The sequence below is a fragment of the Capnocytophaga gingivalis ATCC 33624 genome (assembly GCF_000174755.1).
GTDB classification, from domain to species: Bacteria; Bacteroidota; Bacteroidia; order Flavobacteriales; family Flavobacteriaceae; genus Capnocytophaga; species Capnocytophaga gingivalis.
Genome location: NZ_ACLQ01000025.1, coordinates 1 through 1954, shown reverse-complemented (window position 1 = coordinate 1954; position 1954 = coordinate 1). Strand labels below are relative to the sequence as shown.

The 1954-nt window shown below is 35.8% G+C and carries 4 protein-coding genes; all 4 read left to right on the top strand.

Going from position 1 to position 1954, the window contains the following annotated elements:
- Positions 1-365, top strand: a 365-nt coding sequence (locus CAPGI0001_RS10230; RefSeq protein ID WP_002669618.1) for a DUF1963 domain-containing protein, incomplete at its 5' end; no start/stop codon positions are given.
- Between the two features lie 12 nt (positions 366-377).
- Complete coding sequence (locus CAPGI0001_RS10225; protein ID WP_002669620.1) at positions 378-989, top strand: hypothetical protein; 612 nt, start codon at positions 378-380, stop codon at positions 987-989.
- 172 nt (positions 990-1161) lie between these two features.
- Positions 1162-1575 carry a hypothetical protein gene (locus tag CAPGI0001_RS10220; protein ID WP_002669616.1) on the top strand — a complete coding sequence of 138 codons (414 nt, stop codon included), beginning with the start codon at positions 1162-1164 and terminating at the stop codon, positions 1573-1575.
- Between the two features lie 74 nt (positions 1576-1649).
- Positions 1650-1954: DUF1963 domain-containing protein (locus CAPGI0001_RS10215; protein ID WP_002669615.1), on the top strand; the 305-nt coding region annotated here is incomplete at its 3' end.

Below are 1954 nucleotides of genomic sequence, written 5' to 3'. Positions count from 1 at the left end.
GGGCTGCTACCCAACTCTTTTTTGAGAAATGGAACGAAACCTTTTCAACTCATATAACTACCATTGATGAGTTTTTTGATGAAGTACCTGATGATATCTGTGAGGAAATCAATGCCTATCTACTGAAAGAACCTACTGGACACAAAATAGGAGGTTATCCTTACTTTATTGAGTATGATCCTCGTGAAGAAAATGACCCTCATACTTTCTTGCTTCTGCAAATAGATATTGATAACATAGAAGGAGAAGAGATTTGTTGGGGAAATTTCGGAGGTGTAGCTAACTTCTTTATCAGCTCTGAAGATTTGGATAATTGTAAGTTTGACAATATATTTTTTCATTGGGAAGATAATTATCAGGGCTAAAGATATAATTTTATGAATAAAATCATCAATAGAACCCTACTTTTGGAATGGGGAAAAAGCGACACTTGCTTAGAAGAAGCGGGCGATGTATTTTTCTTTGATATCAATAATCACCTTAGTGGTGTGAATATTACCTTGCAACACAATGTAGGGAGTTGTATACTTCCCTCTCTACCCTCCTTCTTATTGAAAGAACAAAAACCTACAACACTCACCACTCTTTCACGAGAGGATTTTACTTTTGAAATAGATGATTATACTCATACACGTTCGTACTTATGTGAAGATAACCTTGTATTTAGTTATACCAATTGTAATAAACTATTAGATTTGGTGATTTTAAAGATTACGGAAAATCTTTATTTTATTCTCAATGAAGGAAAAGTGTTACAATACATTGTTGTAACTGATATATCAACGATGCTTTTCAATGATCTTTACTATCTAAAAGAAAAGGAAGTAAGAGAACTGTACTACTTAGCCTATACTTTAGATTCCTACGATGTAGTACAATATGTAAGTGTTTTAGAAAGAATACAGAGCAATAAGTATTATCGCCAACAAATACTCGAAGATGTCGCAGATGATTTAGTAAATTATTTAGACGAATTGTTGGAAGATTAATACATGCACAATGTTATCCTCTATAACGAAAATATTAAGGGGCGTATAGGAGGGAACTCTCTTTATAACCATTATTTTATTGAATTTTAAGGACAAAGTGTAAATATAAAAAAATTTTTACTATCTTTGTCTTCTCAAAACTAATGTCTAACAACTAAATACCAGTAATCAAATGAAAAAAATAATCGTAACCCTATTGATTGTACTTGCTATCGTGGCTTGTAGCAAGGAAGAAATTAAGAAATTGGAAGGCAAAGTAGATGTAACTCTCTACTTAAAGGATGCCAATGGCAATGCACTAAAAAACTGGGTAGTCTACGCCTACAACCAGTGGGCTTGGGAAAATAAAAATGGTTCAAGACCTACTTTCCATGCCCAGTCGACAGCTACTGATGACGATGGTAAAGCTATTTTTACCCTAAGTGTAGATAAATTTGATGAGCGTGAAATCTATCATTTTGTAGTCTATTACACTCAGGACAAGCAGAACCTTTCAGGTGATGATGTAACCAAAAACACACTAAAAACCAGCAAAGCCGTTACCCTCAAATCAGAAAATAACGACCCTATTACATTGCAGTTGTAGGGAGCAGGTTTTAGGGAGTAGAGGATAGGAGACGTCACTATACTTTTTTCTAACTCAACTCAAAAAATAAAAATATGCCCCCAACACAAGCACAGATCGAACAATTCGTTACTGCCCTCAACACCACTACCCAGCGGGAGGTGATTCGTATTTCGCTCTCTTTAGCTGATAACTTAGCCCTTACCGATAGCAAATTTGGTGGAACACCCTATATCCCTAAGGACGGCACTCTACCTACCAGTGTCAATGGCAAACCGCTGTTTATGTTGGCGCAAATCAATTGTGAGCAGTTGCTGGAGAATACTTTGTACCCCCAAAAAGGACTCTTGCAGTTTTGGATAGCTGCTACGGAAGCTCCTCTATATGGGTTGGATTATGA

Coding starts and splice junctions, on each gene's coding strand:
- CAPGI0001_RS10225 (WP_002669620.1), top strand. CDS start 378: ATGAATAAAATCATCAATAGAACCCTACTTTTGGAATGGGGAAAAAGC.
- CAPGI0001_RS10220 (WP_002669616.1), top strand. CDS start 1,162: ATGAAAAAAATAATCGTAACCCTATTGATTGTACTTGCTATCGTGGCT.